The organism is Pseudonocardia oceanicola (genome assembly GCF_047200735.1).
GTDB lineage: Bacteria > Actinomycetota > Actinomycetes > Mycobacteriales > Pseudonocardiaceae > Pseudonocardia.
The window spans coordinates 31,379-48,461 of the sequence record NZ_JBJZON010000031.1 but is presented as its reverse complement, the minus strand read 5'-3'; the positions used below and the strand labels follow the sequence as shown (position 1 = coordinate 48,461).

14 protein-coding genes and 1 tRNA gene are annotated in these 17,083 nt (G+C 74.4%); 10 read left to right on the top strand and 5 right to left on the bottom strand.

Annotated elements, in window-relative coordinates:
• Nucleotides 1-31: 31 nt before the first annotated feature.
• On the bottom strand, nucleotides 32-1,477 hold the full coding sequence (locus ACL02T_RS30310) for a threonine/serine exporter family protein (protein ID WP_412834219.1): 1,446 nt from the start codon (nucleotides 1,475-1,477) through the stop codon (nucleotides 32-34).
• A gap of 65 nt (nucleotides 1,478-1,542) precedes the next feature.
• Here ACL02T_RS30310 and ACL02T_RS30305 point away from each other — a divergent pair.
• The 6 genes from ACL02T_RS30305 (at nucleotide 1,543) to ACL02T_RS30280 (ending at nucleotide 6,529) form a co-directional block, all read left to right on the top strand.
• Nucleotides 1,543-1,614 (top strand) — tRNA-Thr (locus tag ACL02T_RS30305).
• A gap of 574 nt (nucleotides 1,615-2,188) precedes the next feature.
• Nucleotides 2,189-2,599 (top strand): AAA family ATPase, encoded by a 411-nt coding sequence (locus tag ACL02T_RS30300; protein ID WP_412834218.1) that lies wholly within the window; start codon nucleotides 2,189-2,191, stop codon nucleotides 2,597-2,599.
• Nucleotides 2,600-2,692: 93 nt separating this feature from the next.
• Nucleotides 2,693-3,739 (top strand): ABC transporter substrate-binding protein, encoded by a 1,047-nt coding sequence (locus tag ACL02T_RS30295; RefSeq protein ID WP_412834217.1) that lies wholly within the window; start codon nucleotides 2,693-2,695, stop codon nucleotides 3,737-3,739.
• A gap of 29 nt (nucleotides 3,740-3,768) precedes the next feature.
• Nucleotides 3,769-4,713 carry a FecCD family ABC transporter permease gene (locus ACL02T_RS30290; RefSeq protein ID WP_412834216.1) on the top strand — a complete coding sequence of 315 codons (945 nt, stop codon included), beginning with the start codon at nucleotides 3,769-3,771 and terminating at the stop codon, nucleotides 4,711-4,713.
• Nucleotides 4,710-5,744: a FecCD family ABC transporter permease gene (locus tag ACL02T_RS30285; RefSeq protein WP_412834215.1), complete on the top strand. Its 1,035-nt coding sequence runs from the start codon at nucleotides 4,710-4,712 to the stop codon at nucleotides 5,742-5,744. The genes ACL02T_RS30290 and ACL02T_RS30285 overlap by 4 nt, the downstream gene beginning before the upstream one ends.
• A complete protein-coding gene (locus ACL02T_RS30280) occupies nucleotides 5,741-6,529 on the top strand; it encodes an ABC transporter ATP-binding protein (protein ID WP_412834214.1) in 789 nt (262 codons plus the stop codon). The genes ACL02T_RS30285 and ACL02T_RS30280 overlap by 4 nt, the downstream gene beginning before the upstream one ends.
• Here the strand turns inward: ACL02T_RS30280 and ACL02T_RS30275 are convergent.
• Nucleotides 6,523-7,974, bottom strand: a complete 1,452-nt coding sequence (locus tag ACL02T_RS30275; protein WP_412834213.1) for an MFS transporter — start codon at nucleotides 7,972-7,974, stop codon at nucleotides 6,523-6,525. The genes ACL02T_RS30280 and ACL02T_RS30275 overlap by 7 nt on opposite strands.
• 92 nt (nucleotides 7,975-8,066) lie before the next feature.
• On the opposite strand from ACL02T_RS30275, the gene ACL02T_RS30270 reads away from it, so the two are divergent.
• The 4 genes from ACL02T_RS30270 to ACL02T_RS30255 are packed head-to-tail and all read left to right on the top strand — an operon-like array spanning nucleotide 8,067 to nucleotide 12,961.
• Complete coding sequence (locus ACL02T_RS30270; RefSeq protein ID WP_412834212.1) at nucleotides 8,067-9,662, top strand: ABC transporter substrate-binding protein; 1,596 nt, start codon at nucleotides 8,067-8,069, stop codon at nucleotides 9,660-9,662.
• A complete protein-coding gene (locus ACL02T_RS30265) occupies nucleotides 9,659-10,597 on the top strand; it encodes an ABC transporter permease (RefSeq protein WP_412834244.1) in 939 nt (312 codons plus the stop codon). Before ACL02T_RS30270 ends, ACL02T_RS30265 begins: the two co-directional genes overlap by 4 nt.
• Complete coding sequence (locus ACL02T_RS30260) at nucleotides 10,594-11,430, top strand: ABC transporter permease (RefSeq protein WP_412834211.1); 837 nt, start codon at nucleotides 10,594-10,596, stop codon at nucleotides 11,428-11,430. Before ACL02T_RS30265 ends, ACL02T_RS30260 begins: the two co-directional genes overlap by 4 nt.
• Nucleotides 11,423-12,961, top strand: coding sequence for an ABC transporter ATP-binding protein (locus tag ACL02T_RS30255; RefSeq protein ID WP_412834210.1), 1,539 nt, complete (start codon nucleotides 11,423-11,425; stop codon nucleotides 12,959-12,961). Before ACL02T_RS30260 ends, ACL02T_RS30255 begins: the two co-directional genes overlap by 8 nt.
• Here ACL02T_RS30255 and ACL02T_RS30250 read toward each other — a convergent pair.
• The 3 genes from ACL02T_RS30250 to ACL02T_RS30240 are packed head-to-tail and all read right to left on the bottom strand — an operon-like array spanning nucleotide 12,958 to nucleotide 17,071.
• Nucleotides 12,958-13,665, bottom strand: a complete 708-nt coding sequence (locus ACL02T_RS30250; protein WP_412834209.1) for a class I SAM-dependent methyltransferase — start codon at nucleotides 13,663-13,665, stop codon at nucleotides 12,958-12,960. The two genes, ACL02T_RS30255 and ACL02T_RS30250, sit on opposite strands and share 4 nt — an antisense overlap.
• Nucleotides 13,662-15,380 (bottom strand): ABC transporter ATP-binding protein, encoded by a 1,719-nt coding sequence (locus ACL02T_RS30245; RefSeq protein WP_412834208.1) that lies wholly within the window; start codon nucleotides 15,378-15,380, stop codon nucleotides 13,662-13,664. Before ACL02T_RS30245 ends, ACL02T_RS30250 begins: the two co-directional genes overlap by 4 nt.
• On the bottom strand, nucleotides 15,377-17,071 hold the full coding sequence (locus ACL02T_RS30240) for an ABC transporter ATP-binding protein (protein WP_412834207.1): 1,695 nt from the start codon (nucleotides 17,069-17,071) through the stop codon (nucleotides 15,377-15,379). The genes ACL02T_RS30245 and ACL02T_RS30240 overlap by 4 nt, the downstream gene beginning before the upstream one ends.
• Nucleotides 17,072-17,083: the final 12 nt, after the last annotated feature.

The window sequence follows — 17,083 nt, the reverse complement described above, 5'->3', positions numbered from 1 at the left end:
CACCGTCGCCGGCGGATCCTCGGGGAGAACCCTACTGACCGCCGGGCAGGTTCGCGGGCTCGGAATCCTCCGTGTAGCCCGGTGGCTCGGTGCCCTGCTCGGCGCGGCGGAGCCGGGGCCGGGCCAGGAACTCGCCGAAGGTGACCCCGGCCGCGAGCGCCAGCCCGATGGCCAGCGCGAGCGTGACGGTGACCAGTCCCTCGGACAGGCCCTCGACCGCGAGCTGGTAGAAGCCGCGGTAGGCGGTCAGGCCCGGCAGCAGCGGGGTCACACCGGCGAGCGTCACGACGAGCGTCGACACCTGTCGGGTCCGGCGCAGCAGCCCGCCGCCGATCCCGATCACGATGGCCGAGATCCCCGTGGCCGCGACCGGCCCGATTCCGGAGTACTGGTTGAGTGCACTGAAGACACCCCAGCTCACGGCTCCGATTCCCGCCGCGAACAGCAACGCGCGCAAGGGGGCGTAGCCCGCGAGAGCATACCCGGCGGCGGCGACCGCGCCGGCCAGGAGCGACAGCGTGAGCCGCCCGACGCTCACCGGCACGGTGCCGGCGACGTCGAGCGCGATGCCGACGGCGAACCCGATCTTCAGGCCGAGGACGACGCCGGTGAGCAGGCCCGCGGAGAGCAGTGTGATCTCCGCGACCCGACCGGCCGCGGTGACGTAGTAGCCGGAGATCGCGTCCTGCACCGTGCCCACCACCGACAGCCCGGACAGCAGCACGGTGATCGACGACGCGACCACCAGCGACGGACGCGTACCCGGCGGGAAGAGGCCGACGGCGAACAGCGCGATCGTGACGGTCGTGGCCAGCAGGCCGCCGGTGAGCTGCTGGAAGAACGCCGGCAGGCCCAGGCGGTTGAGGACCCGGCCGATCCGGTCGATCGCGCCGGTGACCAGGAACGCCGTCACGGCCGTGACGACGCCGCCGCCCAGCAGGACGGCGATCGCGCCGGCCAGCGCGCCCCAGCCCGCCGTCGCGGTCCAGCGGGGGTAGGGGTGTCGGGCGTTCACGGCGTCGTCGAGCCCGCGGGCCGCGGCCCGGACGTCCAGCCGGCCCTGCATGACCGCGTCGACCACGGCGTCGACCGCCGCGAGCCGGGTCAGGTCCAGCGTCTTGTACTTGACCAGCCGCATCGACGTCACGGGGGAGGCAGCGTTGCCGCGGTGGCAGCAGATCGTGATGGAGGTGAACGTGATGTCGACATCCACCGCGGGCAGGCCGCAGACCTCCGCGATGCGCAGCATCAGGTCGGTGACCACGCCGACGCTCTCGCCGCTGGAGAGCTGCACCTCGCCCACCCGCATGCAGAGGTCGAGGACCTCCTGCACACGCGCGTCGTCGGGCACCTGCGGCCCGACCATCAACATGGGCAGGGTCGGCGGACCCGCCGCGAGCAACCTGCGGGCGTCCCGCTTCAGCGTCGCCCGGAGCCGGTTCGTCAGCCGCTCGGCCGGGTTCAGCTCGTCCACCACGGGCTCAGGCTGCCAAACGACCGGGGAGCTCTACGATGTGGGCTGCCGGGCGTGAGTCCGGTGGTGCCGGTGTAGCTCAGTGGTAGAGCAACTGTCTTGTAAACAGTAGGTCGTCGGTTCGATCCCGACCTCCGGCTCAGCGCCTGACCTGCGGATTCGTGTTCCGTTAGGTAGCGTTCGACCGACACGTGGCACGAGTCGTGGCACGAGTGCTGCTTTGGTCCTTCGCATGGCACGCAGATCACGCGGCAACCGCCGCGGCAAGGGCAACATCGAGACCCTCGCCAGTAAGGCGAAGACGTGGCGCTGGATCTCGATCAACCCATGTGAGATGTCCGAACCGCCGCCAGCACCGGCGGCGAACCCGCAGCCCCCGACGCCCGAGGAGGCCGCACTGATCGTGACTGCCGCGTGGGACGACGTGGAGTGGGGCACGCTCCTCTGGGTTGCGATGACGACCGGCACACGCCGAGGCGAGATCTGCGGGACGCGATCTGGGCGGGCAACAACGCCGGCCTGGAGTACCTGTCGGCCAAGTCCGGCTACTCCCGCGTCGGGCACCACGGCGGCGCCGCCGCCTCGACCCGGAGTTCAGCGCGCTCGCCCGAGCCTGGGCCGATCCGGAGCTGCCGACAGGAAGTTCCAGAACAGCAGCTGGGCGATCAGCGGGGTGCCGCGGAACACCCAGATGTAGATCCCGGGGAGCGGCGGGTGTTCGGACTGGCGACCTCCCAGGTCGCCACCGACGTCCTCGCCGGGGAAGGGCTCACCACTCGAGACGTCGCGCGGTGGCTGACCACCCAGAACCGTCTCGCGGCGCCGGTCGCGGAGGCCACCGTCCGGGACGAGGACCGGCCGTGGCGGCTGCGCGCCGAGGATCTGGTCGTGGTCGACGAGCCCGCGATGACCGACACTTCCGCGCTTGCCGCGATCCACCGCCACGTGGATGCCGCTGGTGGGAAGTTGTTGCTGGTCGGGGACCGCAGGCAGCTCGCTGCGGTCGGCGCGGGCGGTGGGATGGACCTGGTCGCTGCGTTCGGTGCCCGCTACGAGTTCGCCGACGCCCGACGCTTCACGCACGACTGGGAACGCGCCGCCACGGCGGCAGCCCGGTTCCGATAATCCAGCGCGCGTCACCCCGGGCTGTGTGGACGGCCTCGGGGTGACGCCCTATCGTTCCGATGATCTCTCATCTGAACGGACGAACATATGTCATTGCGTAGGACTTCGAGGACCTTCGTCGTCGGCCTCGTGCTCGCGCTCGGCCTGGTCGCAGGCTGCAGCGCGGCCGCTCCGCCCGCGTCCGAGCAGTCGGCCGCGCCCTCTTCCGCGTCTGGGGCGACGATCGACAACTGCGGGGTCCAGGTGCCCACCGACACCCCACCCGCCCGCATCTTCGCCGCGTTCCACAACGGCGTCGAGGCGGTGTACGCGCTGGGGCAGGGCGACAAGCTGGTCGGCGCCGCCTACCTGGACAACCCGATCCTCTCCGAGTTCGCCGCGCAGTTCCGGCCGGAGGCGCAGCAGCCCACCTACTACCCCGAGGAGTACCCGAGCCGAGAGGAGGTGCTGCGCCTCGACCCGGACTTCGTGGTCTCCGGGTTCACCGGCGCCTTCACCACCGAGGGCCTCGGAACCCGCTCCGAGCTGGAGGGCATCGACATCGGGTCGTACCTGTTCAGCCAGTACTGTCCGACCGCGGACGGGGAGGGGCAGTCGTCGCTGGCCGCCAACGACGTCTCGTTCGACAGCGTCTACGGCGACCTGGCCGACCTCGGTCAGGTACTCGGGGCGACCACCCGGGCGGGCGCCCTGGTTGCGGAGATGAAGCAGACCGTCGCCGACACCGAGGACCGCCTCGCCGGGGTCACCGAGAAGCCGCGCGTCGCCATGATCAACCGGCCGGGCGGCGGGGAGATCCGGGTGTTCGGCACCGAGGACGTCGCGACGACGATCATCGAGGCCGCGGGTGGGGTGCAGGCCTTCGACATCCCCGGCAGGCTCACCCGGATCGGCACCGAGGAGCTCGTCCGGCAGAACCCGGACGTCATCGTGGTCCCGGCCTGCTGCGGCGCGGACGTCGGGCCCGAGGGAGCGCAGTCGGTGATCGACGGGATCAAGGCCGATCCCGCGCTCGCCAACGTGCCCGCGGTGCGCGACGGCCGGATCTACGCCACGACGTTCGCCGAGATCACCCCAGGCGTGCGGAACGCCGACGCGGTGGCCGACCTCGCCCGGCAGCTGCACCCGGACAAGTTCTGAGATCTCTGGGGCTGGTCGCGGCCGTCGTCGTGCTGGCGGCGGTCGCGGTCGGCTCGGTGCTGGTCGGGAACCAGAGCTACAGCCCGGCCGAGGTGCTCGGCGCCACGCCGGGCTCGGACCTGGACCGGATCGTGGAGTACCTGCGGATCCCGCGGACGCTCGTCGGGATCCTCGCGGGCGCCGCACTCGGTGTCGCGGGCGGGCTGCTCCAGGGACTCACCCGCAACGCGCTCGCCGGGCCCGAGGTCTTCGGGGTGAACGCCGGCGCCGCCTTCACCGTGGTGGTCGGCATCGCGGCCTTCGGCGTGGACACCTTCGGCGGCTGGATCTGGTTCGCGTTCCTCGGCGCCGCGGTCACCGGGGTGGCGGTGTACGCGCTCGGCTCTCTCGGCCGCGGCGGTGCTACCCCGGTCAAGCTGGCCCTGTCCGGCGCGGCCGCGACCGCCTTGCTCGGCGGCCTGACGACGGCGGTCACCCTGCTCGACATCGCCACCTTCACCGCCTACCGCTACTGGTCGGTCGGCGCCCTGACCTCGGCGGACGCCGCGGTGATCCGCACCGCCCTGCCGTTCCTGACCGTCGGCTCCGTGCTGGCGATGACGTCGGCGCGGGCGCTGGACGCGCTCGCCCTCGGCGACGATCTCGCCCGCACGCTCGGCCAGCGGCTCGCCGTCGGCCGGGCGACGGCGGCGCTGGCCGTGGTGGTGTTGACCGGGACCGCGGTGGGCCTCGCCGGGCCGCTCGCGTTCGTCGGGCTGTGCGTGCCGCACATGGCCCGCGCGCTGGTCGGGCCCACGCACCGGTGGCTGCTGCCCTACTCCGCGGTGCTCGGCCCGATCGTGCTCCTCCTGGCGGACGTGCTGGGGAGGCTGATCGCCCGGCCGCAGGAGCTGCAGGCGGGCATCGTCACCGCGGTGGCGGGCGCGCCGTTCTTCATCGCGCTCGTGCGCCGCCGCCGGATGGCCGAGCTGTGACCGTCCTGCGGCTGGGCGGGTTCATCGTCCGGGTCCACCGGCGGGCGGCCGTGGTGTCCACCGCGGCGCTGGTGGTGGCGGTCCTGACCCTCGTCGCCTCGCTGGTCTTCGGGGACTACCCGCTGCCGCTGTCCGACGTGCTGACCGTTCTCGCCGGGGGTGAGGGTGCCACCCGCCGCGGCGCCTATGTGGTGTGGCAGCTGCGGATGCCGCGAGCGCTGGGCGCGATCATGATCGGGGCGGCGTTCGGGCTGTCCGGGGCGATCGTCCAGCGGCTCGTGCGCAACCCCCTGGCCAGCCCGGACGTGGTGGGGATCAACGCGGGCGCCGCCGTCGTCGCCGTCGTGCTGGTGGTGTTCTTCGCCGCGGGCCCGCTCCCGACGGCGCTCGGCGCGGCGGCCGGTGCGCTGGGCACGGCCTCGTTGGTCTACCTGCTGTCCAGACGGCGGGGGATCAGCGGGTACCGGCTCGTGCTGATCGGCATCGGGGTGACCGCCGCGCTGACGTCGGTGATCGCCTACGTCCTGAACGTCGCGAACGTCTACATCGCCGAGCAGGCGGCGATCTGGCTGTCCGGCAGCCTGATCGGGCGGTCGTGGGGGCACGTCCTGCCGGTGGTCGCGGTCGTCGCCGTCGGGATCCCGGTGGCGCTACGGCTGGCCGCCGCCCTGCGCACCCTCGAGCTGGGCGATGATCTGGCCGTCGCGCTCGGAACCCGCGCCGAACGTGCCAGGGGCGCGCTGTTGCTGGTCGCCGTGGTGCTCGCCGCGGCGGCGACCGCGGCGGCCGGGCCGATCGCGTTCGTCGCGCTGGCGGCGCCGCAGATCACCCGGCGGCTCGTCCACGGCCGCGGGCTGGCGCTGGTCGCGAGCGCGGCGGTCGGCGGGGCGCTGCTGGGTGTGGCCGACTTCGTGGCACGGCGGGTGCTGGCGCCGGTCGAACTGCCGGTGGGCGTGCTCACCGCCGTGTTGGGGGCGCCCCTCCTGGTCTGGTTGCTGGCCAGGGAGAACCGCACAGGGAGGACGGGATGAGCCTCGAGGCGGGCGGGCTGGGCCTGGGCTACGAGGGGCGGCCGGTGATCGATGCCCTGGACGTGCAGATCGCCGAGGGCCGCATCACCGCGATCGTCGGGCCGAACGCCTGCGGCAAGTCCACCCTGCTCCGTGGCCTCGCCCGCCTCCTGCGGCCCAGCGCGGGCACGGTGCTCCTCGACGGCGCGGACATCCACACGTTGTCGGCCCGCGAGGTCGCCACCCGGATCGGGGTGCTGCCGCAGCAGCCCGTCGCGCCGGACGGGATCACCGTCGGCGATCTCGTCGGCCGCGGGCGCCACCCGCACCAGCGATGGCTGCGGCAGTGGTCCGCGGCGGACGAGCGCGCCGTGTCCCGCGCGCTGGAGGTCACCTCGCTGACCGACCTGCAGGGCAGGCCGGTCGACGAACTGTCCGGCGGCCAGCGCCAACGCGTCTGGATCGCCCTGGTCCTGGCCCAGGACACCGACCTGCTGCTGCTCGACGAGCCGACGACCTTCCTCGACCTCGCCCACCAGGTCGAGGTGCTGGACCTGCTGACCGACCTGCACGCGGAGGGCCGCACGATCGTCGCGGTGCTGCACGACCTGACCATGGCCTGCCGCTACGCCGACGAGCTCGTCGCGATGCGGGGCGGGGCGATCGTCGCCCAGGGCCCGCCCGCGGAGATCGTCGACGCCGACCTCGTCCGCCGGGTGTTCGGGCTCGACGCGGTGGTCATCCCGGACCCGACGACGGGTGCGCCGCTCGTCCTCCCCGAGCCCCGCCGACGGCGCGCTCAGTGAGGAATCGGAAGCCGGTCGCGCTCGCGGACCAGCGCCACCGCCACCAGTACGCCCAGGGCGGAGAGCGCGCCCATGCACGCGGCGATGCCGTCCAGGCCCGCGACGAGGGCGGCCGGGTCGCCGGTGCCCGCCAGGGTGGCGTCGCGGGCGGGGCCCACCAGCCCGGCCCGGTCCGCGGCGGCGGCCAGCACCACGCCGAACACCGCGACACCGATCGCCGTGCCGAGCGGGAAGAACGTGTTCGCCACGCCCGAGGCCAGCCCGGCCCGTTCCGGCGACACCACGCCGACCGCCAGTCCCATCAGTGACGGGAACACCAGCCCCGCGCTGACCCCGATGAGCACGAAGCCGGGTACCGCGGCCGTCCAGCCGCTGTCCGGGGTGATGCCGAACAACAGGGCCAACCCCGCGGCGACCCCGGCCAGGTTGCCCACCGCGATCAGGGTCCGCGCCGGGACCATGCGTTGCAGCCGGGCGCCGACGAACGACAGCAGCAGCACCGGCAGCGACATCGCCAGCATCGCCATACCCGTCGCCGTCGCGGAGAGCCCGACCGGGCCCTGCAGCCACAGCACGAAGAAGGGCAGCGCACCGAACGACGCGATGCGCGAGAGCAGGCTCAGCAGCACCGCGCCGCTGAAGGTCGGGATCCGGAACAGCCGCAGGTCGATCAGGGCCCGCTCGCGGCGGAGCGACTGGTGCAGCCCGAACGCGACGAGGGCGAGCACCGCCACGGCCCCCGCGCCGAGCACGAGCGGCGTCGCCCAGCCCAGCTCGGGGCCGGTGAGCAGGGCGGTGTTCAGGGCGAACAGGGCGACCACGGCCAGGACCAGCCCACCGACGTCGAGGGGGCGCCGGGGTCCGTCGGTCACGGTCGGTGGAGCGATGAGGGCGGGCAGCGCGATCAGCAGCAGCACCCCGATCGGGACGTTGACCAGGAAGATCGCTCGCCAGCCGAGCGCATCGACGAGCAGCCCGCCGACCAGCGGGCCGAGGTTCGCGGCGAGGGTGCCGACGGTGACCCACGCGGCGATGGCCGTGGCCCGGGCGGTACCGGAGTAGGTGCGGGCGAGCAGGGCGATCGACGTGGCGAGGATCGCAGCGGCGCCCATGCCCTGCAGCACGCGCGCCGCGATCAGCAGCGGCACCGTCGGCGCGAGGCCGCACGCGGCCGAGGCGGCCGTGAAGAGCGCCACGCCGGTCGCGAAGACCGGCCGGTCACCGGTGCGGTCCGACAGGGCGCCCGCCGTGAGGATCAACGACGCGAACGCCAGCGTGTACCCCGTCACGACCCACTGCAGGGCCCCGAGCCCGCCACCCAGCTCGGCGTCCACCGTCGGCAGCGCGACGACCACGATCGTCAGGTCGAGCGCGGTGAGCGCGCCGCCGACGCACACGGCGATGACGGCGCCACGCCTGCGGTCGGGCGCGCTCTCGGGTGCCATGAGGTCAGCTTCGCATGAAATTGACAACCGTTGTCACTGTTGTGAAGGATCTCCAGGACGTCGGGGGACGACAGCGCACGAGGAGACCACGGGTGACGACAGCACTGGACCGGCGCAGGTTCCTGCGCCTCGGAGCGACCGCGATGGGTGTCGCCGGCGCGGCGGCCGCGCTGGCGGCCTGCGGGTCCGGGACGGGGACCGGGGCCACTGCGGCCGGATCGGGGGCGGCCCCCACGGCCGCGCCAGCGGCGGGAGGGACGCTGCGCGCGGCCTTCGTCGGTGGCGGGGCGACCGAGACCCTGAACCACCTCACCGGCCCGACGGCGCTGGACTACGTCCGGGCCCGCGCCCGGCACGGCGCCCTCGGCTCGATCGACCCGTCCACGCCGGACGGTGTGCGCTACGACCTGCTCACCGGCATCGACGTCTCCGAGGACCTGCGCGAGTACACGCTGCGGCTGCGGCCCGGCCTGACCTTCACCGACGGGTCACCGGTGTCGATCCGGGACGTCGTCTACTCCCTGGCCGCGCCCGGCACGTTGGGCGCGCTGCCCTACCTCAAGAACGTCGTGACCGCGTTCGACCTGAACGCAGCGAGGGTGACCGACGACCGCACAGTGGTCCTCCCGGCGAAGAACCCGCTGATCGACGGCCGGTTGCTGATCTGCCAGAGCAACCTGGTGTTCAAGGAGGGCACGACCGCGTTCACGGCCGACATGCCCACCTGCGGGCCGTTCCGGATGACCGGGTTCGACCCGGGGCAGGGCGCGAGCTTCGTCCCGCACGACGGCTACACCCCGCCGGAGGGCGAGCCCACGCCCTACCTCGAGGGCCTCGAGCTGCGCTCGATAGCCGACAGCACCGCGCGCGCCGACGCGCTCTCGGCCGGTCAACTCGACTATGCCGACGACCTCGCCCCCGCGACCGCGCGGACCCTGGAGGCGAACGGCGGCCTGCGGGTCCTCGCGACCGAGGCACCGTTCGTGCAGCAGCTCTACTTCTCGATGAACGTGCGGCAGGAGCCGTTCGGGGACCCGCGGGTGCGCGAGGCGGTGAAGCTCGCGGTGGACCGGCAGAAGATCGTGGACACGGTGTTCTTCGGCCGGGCGATCGTGGGCAACGACCTGCCGTCGCTCGGGTTCCCGGGATACGCGTCGGGCATCGAGCAGCGGGCGTTCGACCCGGACCGGGCCCGGACCCTGCTCACCGAGGCCGGCGCGAGCGGTGCCGCGATCAGCCTGACGACCGGGCCCGAGATCCCCGGCATGGTCGAGACCGCCACGGTGCTCGTCGAGAACCTGCAGGCCGTTGGCCTGAACGTCACGCTCAACCAGCTGCCCGCGGGCCAGCTGTACGCGGACTACCCGGCCTACACCGCGCTCCCGTTCGCCGGCGGGTACAACCCGCCCCAGCCGGTGTTGCTCTCCTATCTCGGCACCCGGGTCTCCGGTTCGCCCGCCAACTTCGGCTTCGACCGTCCGGACATCGACGCGCTCGCCCGCACCTCCCGCACCTCGCCCGACGCCGCCACCCGCGACCGGGCGCTGGAGCAGGTCCAGCAGCTGACCTGGGCGGAGGGCAACACCCTGATCCCGGTGTTCAAGGCTGCCGCCAACGGGCAGACGAGTTCGGTTCAGGGCATCACCTACGCGCCCTTCGCCGACTTCCGCACCGCGGCGGTCCGCTGATCTCCGCCGGACCGCAGAGCTGGGTCCGCTTCCTCCTCGGCAGGCTGGCGGCGGGCGTGTTCGCCCTCGTGGCCCTGTCCGTGCTGGTCTTCGCCGCGACTGCGGTCCTGCCCGGGGACGCGGCGGGCGCGCTGGCCGGGCCGGAGGCCACCGTGGAGGAACGGGCCCGGATCCAGGCGGACCTGGGGCTGGACCGGCCGCCCGTCGAGCGCTACCTCAACTGGGCGGGCGGCGTGCTGCGCGGTGACCTGGGAACGGCCTGGGTGGGCGGGCGTCCGGTGACCGAGCTGCTCGCCGACCGGATCCCGGACAGCCTGCTGCTCGCCGGTCTCGCCCTGATCGTGCTGGTCCCCCTGGGGCTCGCGGTCGGCCTGTGGACGGGGCTGGGGAGGGGGCCGACGACGGCGGTGCTCGTCGCCGTCGCGGTGCCCGAGTTCCTGACGGCGGCGCTGCTCGCGGCGGTCTTCGGGGCCTGGCTCGGGTGGCTGCCCCAGGTCTCCCTCGTCCCGCTGGGCGGGTCCGCCCTCGGCGCCCCGGAGGTGCTCGTCCTGCCCGTCGCGTGCCTCGCGCTCGTCGGCGCGGGCATGACGGCCCGGGTGCTACGCGGTGCCGTGGCGCAGGTCGCCACATCGCCCTACGTGGAGGCGGCCCGGCTCAACGGGGTCCACGGCTCGCGGCTCGCGCTGCGACACGTGCTGCCCGCGGCAGCCGGGCCTGCCGTGCAGGTGGTCGCCACCGCCGTGGGCGGCCTGGTCGGCGGCGCGGTGGTGGTCGAGACGGTCTTCGGCTATCCCGGCGTCGGGCAGGAGCTGGCACAGGCGGTGGCCCGCCGGGACGTCCCCGTGGTGCAAGGGCTGGCGCTGGTGCTCGCCGCGGTCGCGCTGCTCGCGTTGCTGGTCGGGGACGTCGTCCGACGGCTGGTGGAGGCCCGGTGACCCGCACCGCCGCCGTGGTGGCGGGGCTGATCATGCTCGTGGCCGTCGTCGGGCCGCTCGTGGCCGACGTGGTGTCCGGGTACGGCCCGACCGAACAGATCGGGCTGCCCTTCGACGTCCCCAGCGCGGCCCATCCCCTCGGCACCGACGCGCTCGGGCGTGACGTCGTGTCCCGGCTGCTCGACGGCGGCGCCGCCGTCGTCGGCCTCGCCGCGACCGCGACCCTGGTCACCGGCGTGGTCGGACTGCTGGTGGGGGTGGTCGCCGGAACCGCACCGCAGCGGACGGGCGAGGTCGTCGTCCGGGTCGTCGATGTGCTCGCAGTGGTGCCGCCGCTGCTCATCGTGCTCGTGCTCGCCGCCGGGTTCCCGGGCGGGGACGGCGCGATCCTGGCCGCGGTCGTGCTGGTCAGCCTGCCGTTCTCGGTGCGGGTCAACCGGTCCGCCGTCGACCGGGTGGCCCACGCCGGGTACGTCGAGATCGCCAGGGCGCGCGGCGACGGCTGGTGGCGCGTACTGCGCCACGACATCCTCCCCGCCGTCCTCCCCACGACGGCGGCGGAGACCGGCCTCCGGTTCGTCGCCGCCGTGCAGCTGGCCGCCACGGCGGGGTTCCTCGGGCTGGGCGCCGGGCCGCCGGCCGCGAACTGGGGACGGATGGTGGCGGAGAACCTGCCGGGGGCGGCGTTGTCGCCCTGGCCCTTCCTCGCGCCCGCGCTGGTGCTCGTGGCGCTCGCGGTCGCGGTGAACGTGCTCGCCGAGGCGCTGACCCGACCCTCCGCGCGGAGACGAAGCGGGCGGAGCCGACCATCGAAGGAGCAGATCGATGCCTGAGACGGCGCCGGTGGCCGAGATCGACGGGCTCGTCGTCGGGCCTCGCCCGGGCGGGCCCGCGGTCGTCGACGGGCTGTCGCTGCGCCTCGGGCCGGGCGAGGTCGTCGGGCTGGCCGGCCGCTCCGGTTCGGGCAAGACCACCGCTGCGCACACCCTGCTCGGCCATCTCCGGCCGGGCCTGGAACGGCGAGCGGGGACGGTGCGGGTCGGTGGTGTCGACCCGTTCGTCGATCCGCACGCGGTCCGTGGGCACATCGTCTCGTTCCTCGGGCAGGACCCCGCCGCGGCGCTGCACCCGAACCGGCGGATCGGCAGCCAGCTCGCCGAGGCGGTCCGACTGCGCGCTCCCGGGGCCGACCCGATCCGGCTGCTGGACTCGCTCGCCCTGCCCACCGACCGGGCGTTCCTGCGGCGCAGGCCCGGGCAGGTCTCGGGGGGTCAGGCCCGTCGGGTCGCGCTTGCTCTCGCGCTGGCGGGCGACCCCGCCCTGCTGGTGCTCGACGAGCCGACCGCGAGCCTCGATGTCCTGCTCGCCGCCGCGGTACGGGAGCTGCTCGCCGAGGTGGTCTCCCGCTGCTCGATCCTGCTGGTCAGCCACGATCCCCGGCTGCTCGCCGACCTGGCCCACCGGGCGGTCGGGCTACGCGGGGGGCGGATGGTGGCCGAAGGGGCGCCCGGCGAGGTCCTGCCGCTGCCGAACGTCCGGCTTCCGGCTGCGCCCGACGGGGATCCGCTCGGGTCGGCCGTCGTGGAGACGCCGCGCCACGAGTCGGCCGGGCGGGGTACGCGCGAGGTGGTCCTGCGGGCGGAGGGGGTCTGTGCCGCACACGGTCGGGTGCCGGTGCTCAGCGAGGTGTCGCTGCAGGTCGGAGCGGGGGAGTGCGTGGCGCTCGTGGGGCCGTCCGGCTCCGGGAAGAGTACCTTCGCCCGCTGTGTGGCGGGGCTGCATCCGCTCAGCGGGGGCGCGATCGCGGTCTCGGGCGTGCCGTGGCGCCGGACGCGGGCGGAGAAGGCGTCGGTGCAGCTCGTGGCGCAGGACAGTATGGGGGCGCTCAACCCCCGCGAGTCGGTCGCCGACGCCCTCACCCGCCCGTTGCGGCTGGTCCGCGGGCTGCGCGGGTCCGCGCTCTCTGCCGAGATCGCCGCGTTGCTCGACCGCGTGCACCTGCCCGCCGCGCTGGCCGGCCGCAGGCCGGGTGCACTGTCCGGCGGAGAGCGTCAGCGGGTCAACCTGGCACGCGCGCTCGCCGCCGAGCCCACGCTCCTGCTGTGCGACGAGATCACCTCGGCGCTCGACCCGGAGATCGGCGCCGCCGTCGTCGAGCTGGTGGACGAGCTGCGCCGGGAGTCGGGGCTGGCGGTGCTGACGGTGACCCACGACCTCGCCGTCGTCGCGCACTCCGCCGACCGGATCGTGGTGCTCGACGACGGACGGATCGTGGAGCAGGGCGCGCTCGACCAGGTCCTCTCCGCACCGAACCACCCGCTCACCCGCGAGCTGCTCGGCGCGGTCTCCGCGAGCGTGATCTAGCGCCGGGCGATGACCAGGTCGGCGTCGATCTCGGCGTTCGGGAGGCCCGCGGCGGCCAGTTCGGCGGCCAGGCGGGCGGGGGAGTGGACCCACCAGTCGTACTCGGCGGTCGCCCGGTGCAGCACCTCCGCGCCCTGCCGGGTCGTGTACTCCATGGTCCAGCGCACCGAGTCCTCGCCGGTAGGGACCGCACTGCCGGTGCCCTCGTAGGTCAGGCCGCCGCAGGTGACGCCGAACGGGGGCCACGCCGGGACCGGGTCGGCCGTCGCGGGCGGCTGGGCGTTCAGCACGAGAGGTGCGCCGGTACGCATGCGCGCGGCGAGGGCGGTGAACAGAGCGTGCCGATCCGACGGGGGAAGGTGGCCGATCATGTGCGCCCCCACCACGCCCACGATCTTCGCGGGCAGCGGCAGCTCCTGGGCCGGGACGGGGTGGACCGTCACGCGCTCGCCCTCGGGATGCTCGTACAGCCGGGCGAGCAACACCGCCCGCAGCTGCGCGGCGGGTTCGGCCACCACCAGCGGCAGCCGCGGGACGGCGTCGAGGATGGTCGTGGTGCCCAGCCCGCTGCCCGCCCCCAGCTCGACGAGCGTGCCCTCGGCAGGCCCGTCGGCGAGGATCGCGGCGAGCCGCGGCCCCAACACCTCCCACATCGGCAGGCTCAGCAGATGCAGGTACTCCGCTGACTCGCCGTACTCGCTCACGTCCCCACCAACCGCCAGCCCGCCGCCCGCGACCGCGCGGCCCAGAAGTCCGCGTAGGTGCCGCCCTGCGCGAGGAGCTCCTCGTGGGTGCCTCGCGCCTCGATCACCCCGTCGCGCAGCACCAGGATCTGGGCGGCGGCCCGCACCGTGCCGAGCCGGTGGGCGATCGCGAGCACCGTCCGGTCCCGGGCCAGCTCCGCGACGGCCGCGCCGATCGCCGCGTCCGTCTCCGGGTCCAGGGCCGCGGTGGCCTCGTCGAGGACGACGACGGGGGCGTCCTTGAGCAGCGCCCGCGCGATCGACACCCGTTGCCGCTGCCCGCCGGACAGTGTCGCGCCGCCCTCGCCGACCCGGGTCTCCCAGCCTTGTGGCAGCTCGGCCAGCACCGGCTCGAGCCGGGCCAGCCGGGCGACCCGGTCGAGATCGGCCGCGGTGGCGCCGGGCCTGGCGATCCGAACGTTCTCGGCGAGCGTCCCCTCGAACAGGTAGACGTCCTGGAACACCACCGAGACCTGCGCCATCAGCTCGTCCGCGGCGATCTCCCGCAGGTCCACCCCGCCGAGCCGGACCCTGCCCGTGTCAGGGTCCGCGAAGCGGGCGAGCAGCCGTGCGATGGTCGTCTTTCCCGAGCCCGAGGGGCCGACCAGCGCGGTCAGGCCGGGCTCGAGGGTGAACGAGACGTCCTCCAGCACCGGCTTGTCGGTGTAGCCGAACCGCACGCCGTCGAACTCGACGCGCGCGTCCGCCGGGGAGCGCGGCGCCCCGGGCTCCGGCAGCGGCGGGGTGTCCAGCACCGCTGTGATCCGGTCCAGGGCGTTGCGGGTCACGCGCAGCCCCGCCCCGAGCTCCGCGCCCGCCGAGATCGCCTCGGTGAAGCGCGCGACCAGCACGATCGCGGCGACCGCCGTCGCGGCGTCGAGCCCGCCGGACAGCGCGCGGTAGGCCGCGAGCGCGAGGCCGGCCGTGAACACCACACGCACCATGAACCCGAACCCGACCAGCCCCGGCACCGCGCGACGCAGCATCCGGCCGTCCGCAGCCTGCTGGGCGACCAGGGCCTCGTCGAGATCGCGGTGGCCTTCGGCGATCCGGCCGAACGCCCGCAGCACCGGCTGAGCCCGGGCGAACTCCAGTACCCGGGCCGCGGCGGCGTGGATCACGTCGTCCCGGCCGCGGTCGCTCGCGGCCACGAGGGCGTTGCTCGCCCGCAGCACGCCCAGCAGCAGCGGAACCGCGACCAGCAGGGCCAGCGCGAGCCAGGGGTCGATCACGGCGAGCGCCACGAGCAGCACCGCGGGCGTGACGACCGCGGTGACCAGCGGGCGCAGCTGGTGCGCGGGGAACGACATGACGGTCAGCACGCTCTCGCCGGCCGTCCGGGTAAGGCCGCCCGCGCGGTCGCGGTCGAACCAGCCCAACGGCAGCGCGACCACGGCCTCGCCGAGCCGGTGGTGCAGCACCCGTGCCACGCCGGCGCCGGTGGCGAAGGCGAGGTTCTGGGCGTGCGCGGTGACGGCGAGCCAGCCGCCCCCGGCGACCGCGAAGCCGGCGAACCAACCCCACGCGGACCGTCCGACGAGCACCGCGGTCAGCAGGGGGACGAGCAGCGCGAACGCCAGCCCCTGCAGCGCGGCGGCGGCGACGAGCCAGGCCAGCAGCCTACGCACCGGGCCGCGGTGCGTGGGTCCCACAGCCGCGAGCAGCGAGCAGATCATACGGTCACCTCCGAGCTCTGCTGGGCCGCCCACATCCGGGCGTACCGGCCGTCCGCGGCGAGCAGTTCGCCGTGGGTGCCCTGCTCGACGATCCGGCCGCCGTCGAGCACGACGATCCGGCCCACCCCGGCGATCGTGTGCAACCGGTGCGCGACCACGAGCACCGTGCGCCCCGCGGTCAGAGCGGACAGCGCGTCGCCGATCGCCGCCTCCGAGTCGGGGTCGACGAACGCGGTGGCCTCGTCGAGCACCAGCACCGGGGTGTCGGCCAGCAGCGCTCGGGCGATCGCGACGCGCTGCTCCTCGCCGCCGGAGAGCTCGGCGTCCTCCCCGACGACGCTGTCGTACCCGCGGGGCAGCGCCAGGATCCGGTCGTGGATCCGCGCGGCGCGGGCGGCGTCGGCGATCTCCTCGTACGGGGCACCGGGCCTGCCGAGCGCGATGTTGTCCGCGACCGTCCCGTGGAGCAGCGTGGACTGCTGGAACACCACGCCGACCTGGCGGTGCAGGGTCGTCGCGTCGAGCTCGCGGACGTCGACGCCGCCGATCCGGATCGCGCCCTCGGTCACGTCGAGCAGCCGCGGGACGAGGGCGGCGAGCGTGGACTTGCCCGCCCCGGACGGCCCGACCAGCGCGGTGACCGTGTCGGGGGCCAGCTCGAGGTCGATCCCGGTGAGCGCGTCGGAGTCGGCCCCGTCGTACCGGAACCCGACACCGGCCAGCGTGACGGTCGAGTCGTCGGGCGTGGGGCCGTGCTCCGGGGTGTCCTGCACGGGCTCGTCGAGCAGCGTGCACAGGCTCGCGGCCGAGCGGGCGCCGCCGCGCAGCGCCTGCAGCCGCGGCCCGATGGCCCCCATCGGCGCGGCGACAGCGGGCGCGACCAGCGCGAACGGCACGAGGTCGGTGGGCGCGACGAGCCCGGACGGCAGCAGCGCGATCCCGCAGAGCAGGACCACCAGCAGGACGACGACGGGGGAGACGGCCAGCTGCGACGCCGTCGTCACGCCCGTGGTCCGGCGCTGCCAGGAGGTGAAGAAGTCGTGGAAGGCGTCGCACGCGGCGACGAAGCGGCGGTGCGCGGCGCGGCCCTGGCCGAAGGTCTTGACCACCGCGATGCCGTCGACGAACTCGACGATCCCGGCGTTGACCTCCTGCTGCGCCCGACCGTACTGCGCCATCAGCGGACCCGACCCGGCCATCGCCCGACGGAACAGCAGCACGCCGGCGACCAGCGGGAGCAGGGTCACGACCGCCAGCACGGGGGAGACCGTGGCCAGCCACACCAGCGCGACGACGGGGACGACCACCACCGACGTCACGTCCAGGAGGCTGTGCGCCACCAGGTGGTGCAGCGCGTGCACGTCGTCCTGCATGGCCGTGGCGACCTGACCCGAGTGCCGCGCGGTGAACCAGCCGGGGGCGACCCGGCCGAGCCGCTCGGCCACCCGTCGTCGGAGATCGAGCTGGAGACGGGAGTCCGCGACGTGGGAGAGCGTGGTCGCGGCCGTGGCCAGCAGCAGCGCGACGACCGTGGCGATCGCGCCGACCCAGACCGGGGTCCAGACGGTTCCGGAGTCGGCGAGCAGCCGACGGGCGACCTCGGCGACCGCCACGAACGGCACCACACCGGTCGCCGCGGCGAGCGCCTGCAGCCCGACGGCCGTGACCAACGAGCCCCGGACCGGCGCCACGATCCGGGCGAC

What these genes read in the sequence shown, in the direction of transcription:
- ACL02T_RS30280 (WP_412834214.1), top strand. Translation starts at nt 5,741, where the DNA reads ATGAGCCTCGAGGCGGGCGGGCTGGGCCTGGGCTACGAGGGGCGGCCG.
- ACL02T_RS30275 (WP_412834213.1), bottom strand. Translation starts at nt 7,974, where the DNA reads ATGGCACCCGAGAGCGCGCCCGACCGCAGGCGTGGCGCCGTCATCGCC.
- ACL02T_RS30255 (WP_412834210.1), top strand. Translation starts at nt 11,423, where the DNA reads ATGCCTGAGACGGCGCCGGTGGCCGAGATCGACGGGCTCGTCGTCGGG.
- ACL02T_RS30245 (WP_412834208.1), bottom strand. Translation starts at nt 15,380, where the DNA reads ATGATCTGCTCGCTGCTCGCGGCTGTGGGACCCACGCACCGCGGCCCG.